The sequence below is a fragment of the Agitococcus lubricus genome (genome assembly GCF_003051055.1).
Taxonomy (GTDB): domain Bacteria; phylum Pseudomonadota; class Gammaproteobacteria; order Pseudomonadales; family Moraxellaceae; genus Agitococcus; species Agitococcus lubricus.
Genome location: NZ_QAON01000040.1, coordinates 1 through 6,950, shown reverse-complemented (window position 1 = coordinate 6,950; position 6,950 = coordinate 1). Strand labels below are relative to the sequence as shown.

The 6,950-nt window shown below is 38.7% G+C and carries 4 protein-coding genes; all 4 read left to right on the top strand.

Going from position 1 to position 6,950, the window contains the following annotated elements:
* The first annotated feature begins 109 nt into the window (after positions 1–109).
* Genes C8N29_RS16180 through C8N29_RS16165 form a run of 4 tightly spaced genes read left to right on the top strand, consistent with a single transcriptional unit; the run spans position 110 to position 6,860 of the window.
* Positions 110–2,716 carry a helicase-related protein gene (locus C8N29_RS16180; RefSeq protein ID WP_239987202.1) on the top strand — a complete coding sequence of 869 codons (2,607 nt, stop codon included), beginning with the start codon at positions 110–112 and terminating at the stop codon, positions 2,714–2,716.
* Positions 2,709–4,820: a GTPase domain-containing protein gene (locus tag C8N29_RS16175; protein WP_107867108.1), complete on the top strand. Its 2,112-nt coding sequence runs from the start codon at positions 2,709–2,711 to the stop codon at positions 4,818–4,820. Before C8N29_RS16180 ends, C8N29_RS16175 begins: the two co-directional genes overlap by 8 nt.
* Positions 4,821–4,840: 20 nt before the next feature.
* Positions 4,841–6,598: a GTPase gene (locus tag C8N29_RS16170; RefSeq protein WP_107867107.1), complete on the top strand. Its 1,758-nt coding sequence runs from the start codon at positions 4,841–4,843 to the stop codon at positions 6,596–6,598.
* A gap of 28 nt (positions 6,599–6,626) precedes the next feature.
* Positions 6,627–6,860, top strand: coding sequence for a hypothetical protein (locus tag C8N29_RS16165; protein ID WP_107867106.1), 234 nt, complete (start codon positions 6,627–6,629; stop codon positions 6,858–6,860).
* Positions 6,861–6,950: the final 90 nt, after the last annotated feature.

Here is a 6,950-nt window from a genome sequence, read left to right as displayed (position 1 = left end):
TCGGCTTTTTCATTGACTTCGTTGCTTTCATAAACACCTCTACTTGCAGTATAAATACTACCTATCAAAGTGTCCTGTTCTATTAAACCATTACAATATGATGCGGAGAATGGTTAAGGAGGAATTATTACGATTTGATGGTCGTCCATTATTTCCTGAGCGTCTTGCCTATACCGCGAATTATGACCTTTCTCCTTTAGAAGCATGCCTATATGCAGATGTAACCGATTATGTTCGTAATGAAATGAATCGAGCTGATAAATTAGATGGTAAACGTAAAGGAACTGTCGGTTTTGCGCTTACGCAATTACAAAGGCGTTTAGCTTCGAGTCCAGAGGCAATTTATCAATCATTAAAACGGCGACGTAAGCGATTAGAAGAGCGTCTTGAAGAAATGAAATTAGTAGCCCGAGGTCACGCTGTTAAACAGGGGGTTGCTGAAACTTTGGGTGAATATATTGTTAAGAAGCAAATAGATATTCCTGATAATTTAGATGATATTGATGATGAACTAAGTGCAGAGGAATATGAGCTGTATGCGGAGCAAGTAGTTGACCAAGCAACAGCTGCTGAGACTATTCATGAGTTAGATGCCGAAATCGTTATTTTAAAAGGCTTAGAGCATCAAGCACTACAGGTGGTTCAGTCAAAAAGCGATCGCAAATGGGAAGAGCTATCTAGCTTATTGCAAGATAAACCTGAAATGTTTACAGCGAGTGGTAGTCGTCGCAAGTTAATTATTTTTACCGAGCATAAAGATACTTTAAATTATTTGGTTGGTCGCATCTCTGATATGTTGGGTCAGCCCGAATCAGTAGTGATTATTCATGGCGGTACTAATCGTGACCAACGGCGCAAAGCCCAAGAAGAGTTTAGAAACAATCCTGATGTCTTAGTGCTGATTGCCACAGATGCGGCAGGTGAAGGTGTTAACCTACAGAATGCTAATTTGATGGTGAATTATGATTTGCCTTGGAACCCTAATCGCTTAGAACAACGTTTTGGTCGTATTCATCGTATTGGTCAATCAGAAGTTTGCCATTTGTGGAATTTAGTTGCAAATGAAACACGAGAGGGAGAGGTTTTCAACAAGCTTTTTGAAAAGATAGAAACAGAGAAAAAAGCATTAGGCGGTAAAGTGTTTGATATTTTGGGTGAAGCTTTTGAAAATAAATCACTTAAAGAGTTACTCATAGAGGCCATTCGTTATGGTGAGTCACCAGAAGTCAAACAAAGGCTAAACCAAGTTATTGAAGGTGCACTGGATACCAATCATCTTAAAGAAATCATGCAACGTAATGCCTTAGTAGAACAGCACATGACTTTGGCGGATTTGTATATTGTCAAAGAAGAAATGGAAAAGGCAGAAGCTAGAAAGCTTCAACCCTATTTTATTCGCGCATTTTTTTCTGAGGCTTTCCCTTTGCTGGGTGGAGAGATGCGCTCCCGTGAGTTTGGTCGGTTTGAAGTGCGCCATGTGCCAGCGATTTTCAGAGAGCGAGACCGAGTCATTGGCGAAACACGCACGCCTGTTTTAAAAAAGTATGAACGTATTTGTTTTGAAAAGCAGCAAATTCGTATGGATGGTAAACCAATGGCAGACCTAATACATCCAGGTCATCCTTTAATGCATGTAACGACAGATATTATTTTAAGTATGCACCGTGAAAAATTAAAACAAGGTGCAATATTATTTGATGCTAATGATGATTCTACAGAAGCTAAAGTTTTATTTATGATTGACCATTCCGTCCGTCAGAATAGTGCAGATAATCCATTAACGGTATCTAGACGTTTGCAGTTTGTAGAAATAAATAGCCAATCACAAGCAGATAATGCAGGTTGGGCACCACACTTAGACCTTGAACCAATCAATGATAATGATTTAATACGGATAAAGACAGTACTGAGCCAGCCATGGTTACAGGGTGATTTAGAAAGTCTTGCATTGCAATATGCATCACGCCATTTAGTGCCAGCCCATTATCAAGAAGTTAAAGCAAGATTAGAGAAACAGGCGGATAAAATATTAGCAGCGGTTAATGAGCGTTTAGTTAAAGAAATTAGTTATTGGTCGGATAGATATATCAAACTTACCGATGATGTTTCAGCAGGTAAACAACCACGAGTACAACCTGAGATGGCACGTCGTCGGGTCGATGAATTAACAGAGCGTTTAAATCAGCGTAAGCGCGAATTGTTCACAATGAAAAATGTAGTATCAAGTACACCTGTTATTTTGGGTGGGGCATTAGTCATACCGCAAGGGTTATTAGCTAAATTAAAGGGACAAACCACTTTTAGCCTAGATGCACAAGCCCGTGCGCGAGTTGAACGTATTGCCATGGAGGCTGTGATTAACGCAGAACGCAAAAAAGGTTTTACGATATTTGATGTATCAGCACAAAAGTGTGGTTGGGATATTACCTCACGACCGCCTGTGAATGCGGACGGTTCAATTTTACCTGATCGGCATATTGAGGTAAAAGGACGGGCTAAAGGGCAAAGCACCATAACAGTAAGTCGAAATGAGATTTTATATGCGTTAAATCAAGCAGATAAGTTTATACTAGCGATAGTGCTAGTAAATACAGATAATAGTTTTGAAGGTCCGTATTATATTGCTAATCCGTTTACTAAAGAGCCTGACTGGGCCGAAACGAGTAAAAACCTAGATTTAGCAGCATTATTAGAAAGAGCAAGTAAAGATGTTTAATCGTAGTCAGTCAAATCATACTTCTTCTAATAATGTCGAGCTTGAGCACGCTCTCAAAGTATGTAATTCCTTTGCGGAAAAAGGATATTGGGTCGCTCATGATAATCTCAAACGTACTGGCCATGCTATCCAACATGTTGAGTCAACCATTCAAAATACCTTAGAGTCAATTAAAAAAAGTCAAGTTCACTCACCAGATATTCTTGATAGTATTCAACAGCAACTCAACAACGTAATGGGAGACTTGCACACACTACAGCGTGATTCAGAGGCTAAGCTTGAAGAACGTAGAAAGCATTTGAAGTCATTTAATATTAGTCTTTTTGGGCGTACCATGGCTGGAAAGTCCACCTTAATGGAAATTCTTACAAATGGCGATGGCAAAAGTATTGGTAAGGGACAACAGCGAACTACCAGGAACTTACGCACATATACTTGGAAGGGTTTAACAGTAACCGATGTACCAGGTATTGCCGCTTTTGAAGGTCATATAGATGAAACTGTTGCATTTGATGCCGCAACTATGGCAGACCTAATAGTATTTTTAATTACTGATGATAGTCCTCAACCTGCCGAAGCTGATTGCTTTGTAGAGCTTAAAAAATTAGGTAAGCCAATTCTCGCAGTCTGCAATGTCAAAACTGCGATTCAAAATTCTGAAGACTTAATGGATTTTTTAAGTGAGCCTGATTATGCGTTTAATGCAAAGCGATTAAACGAACTAACGGAACAATTTATTAAACTTGTCGATCAGCACTTGCCAGGTGCATCTGCTCCTTTTATAGCCATTCATGCCCATGCCCGTTACTTGGCAGATAAGCCAGAACATAGCAAACATAGAAAAGAATTATTGGAAGCAAGTCGATTTGCTATTTTTGAAAAGCAATTAATTAGACATGTGATTGATAACGGTAGATTTTTTCGCCTAAAAACCTTCATAGATGCTTCAGTTGTTCCAATGTACAAACTATCAGAAGAGTTATTGAGATTTAAGGAGCAAAACTTTTCATCTAACCGTGTACTTGCAAAAAAGATAATGCAGTTTGTTAATTGGAATAATTCATTTTTAAAAAGAGGCACTGAAAAAATAGATGCATTCTGCGGAGCGATGGGTAGTACTTTAAGTGCTGAAATTGTAAGTTTTGCAGAAGATAATTATGAAAATAAAAATGCTGGAGATGCTTGGGACAAAGTAGTTAAAAGTTTGAATTTTGAAAAGAAGTCCTCAGATTTGATGAGTAACCTTCATAAAGAGGCAGAAGCATTCCTTAAAGAGTTTTTTAGAGAGGTAAACGCTGAGTTAACTTTGGTAGATAGTCTCAAGAGTGAGTCTATTGTTATGCCAAAGATCACTGATACACGTAAAATAGCACGCTGGCTAGGGGTTGTCGCGACGGGTGCTGTTACTTTGGCTGCAATGTTGGGGCCTGTCAGTTGGATGGTTGTTGTTGGTGTAGCAGTAGTGAGTGGATTTTTTTCATGGTTCACAGACTCAAAAGATTCGAAGGCTGCTAAAGCACGATCTAAACTCGAGTCGACTCTAGAGAAGCACGTTGAAAAGCTTAAAAAACATTATCGTGATAGTTTGTTCAAATGGTTTAAACATGAGCTAATTGAAAAGCAGATTGGGTTAGTTGAATCGAACCTCCATATTATCAGTTCGGCGTTATCGAGCCTTGCCAATACCCAAGTTGAACTGGCGGAAATACTCAAAGATCGTCAAGCAGAAATGAATTATGAGTTGGTTAAAGAGTCGCTAAAAGACATCTATAAGAACGAATTTGTTGATGGCTTGCTTCGAGTTGCCCGCGCACCAGGCTATATGGTCGTCCTTTGCTTTCAAGAGGGTTTTAATCCTCCAGTTAGTTACCGAGAAAAGCTAGAGTTATTGTTAGCTGAGACTGTTATTTTTATCGTAGGTGATTATACCGATGCCGAAGTATTACAACATCTGTTTAAACACAAGCTAGGAGAGCAAGTGCATAATATTGTCATTGATAGTGAGCTTAAGGTTGCGCGCGTTCCATTAGATACGTTAGACGAAGAAACTTCCTATCTTGCTGCAATAGCGTATCAATTAACAAAACTTCATGTGATTGTTTAAACAATCAAAAGGATCATAAAATGAAAAATAATATTGAAATTATTGCGCTTGCAGAGGAAGGTTCTTTGCTTCTTGCACAAGCAAAGAGTGCTATTGTCAGCGCAGAGTCTGATGAAGTTAAAAGTCTTGCTACTAGAATACCATATAGTTTAGAAGGCCAAAATGGACCACTAAAATTGGTCTTTGCAGGACAGTACAGTGCAGGTAAATCAAGTGTCATTAGTGCATTAACAGGGCGACAAGATATTGCTATTGGAGCAGGTATTACGACGCAGCATACACATCCTTATCATTGGCAAGGTGTCGATATTATTGACACACCAGGCGTTCATACATCCCTTAGGCCTGATCACGACGAAATTACGTATCGTGCATTAGCAAATGCTGACTTATTGGTTTTTGTTACCACAAATGAGTTATTCGATGACCATCTAGCAAAACACTTTCGTAAGTTAGCAGTTGATAGAGATAAAGGCAGAGAGATGCTATTGTTGATTAATAAAATGCAAAGACATGTAGCAGGTAATTCGTTAGAGGCTCAGCAGATTATTATTGAAGATTTGCAAAAAGTGATTATACCCTTTACACCCGAAGATTTGCATATTTCTTTTGTAGATGCTGAGTCTAGTATTAGAGCGGCTGGCCATCCAGATGCAAGCGTTGCGGAGAGATTGTGGCGTAAAAGTGGAATGGATAAGTTTGCCGAAACACTGAATCAATTTATTAGAGAGAAAGGATTAATAGGACGTTATACAACAGCATTATACTCTCTTGAGCAAGTGCTCTTAGAGTGTTTGGCAAAGTCTAGTACAGGTGATTTAGATATTAATGGGCTAGAAGAGTTGTTGTTACAAAAACGAAGAGCTTTAGTTGAAGAGCAACAAAGAATTCCTGAGTCTATTAGACGCGTCGTAACTAAGGAAGTTGAAAAAATTAAGGATGATGGGCGAAAGATTGCTGGTATGATACATGAGGATATGAATGAAAAGGACGTAAAAATCAAAATTGAAGAAGCCGAAAAGAGAGCGGACGATTTGTCTAACTTGCTCAATGAGCAAGTCAAAACGGTTATTGGTTTGCATATTGAGGATTTAGAAAAGCGATTTGAAGCAATTATGGACTCCGAACTTGCCAAAGAGTTATTGCCTCGATTAAAAGAACGCATGGATGAGCACCTTAAAACGTCCAAAATATCCCCAGAAATGGCTAATAATCTTAACAAAGCAGCAAATCACTCTAAGGATTTAGGTAATTTTTTGGTAAAAAACTGCTTTAACCCTGCCAGCTCTGGCTTTAAGGCCATGTTTGAGCTAAAGAACTATTCAGGCACTAAAGGACATGAAATAGTAAAGGAAGTTGGTAAGTTTTTTGGTAAAAAATTTAAGCCTTGGGAGGCTGTAAAATGGACTAAGTATCTGGCGCATGCTGGACGGGTATTAGCTGTTGCAGGTGTTGTTTTAAATGTTTATTTAGCACTCAAAGAGGATGCTCAGGAAGTAGAACAAACCAAGGCATTGCTTGAGACTAGAACTATAATCCGTTCTGGGTTTAACGATGCTGCGAATGCAATTGAAACATTTTTTGATGAAGCCACACAAACGTATGTCACTGAAGTATTTACGCCAGAGATTAGTGCAGTGGATAGTCAATTATCTGAGTTGCGTGAAATGCAAACGCAGCGTTCGATACAATACGATACCTTTGTAAAGCTATTGGCACAAACCCAATCTTTAATTCGTAAAATGCATCAAAGCTCATCGGCTCAAGCTTCTGCCTGATAGCCTATTCTAAATTTGGAGAAATGTTATGGCTAAGTCAGGAACAGGCAGAGTAACAGTCATGGGAAAAAAGCTTTTTTTAATTCAGACTGAATTGCAAGATATTCCCTTACACTATCGCCCATACGTAAAAGCGAATCGTGAGTTTATACAGTTGTTAGTCGAACATCACTTATTACTTGATGGACTTGATATTGCAAAACCATTGCTAGAGTGGATGTGTGAGTGTGTTAGTGTTGTGAGTGAGTTTGAAGCACTGTAATGGTCAAGAGAAACAGGACAGTTATTTAGGCAGCTTGTCTTAAAAAATCACGTTCAAATATTAATGGTGATTTATAACCTAGCGTTGAAT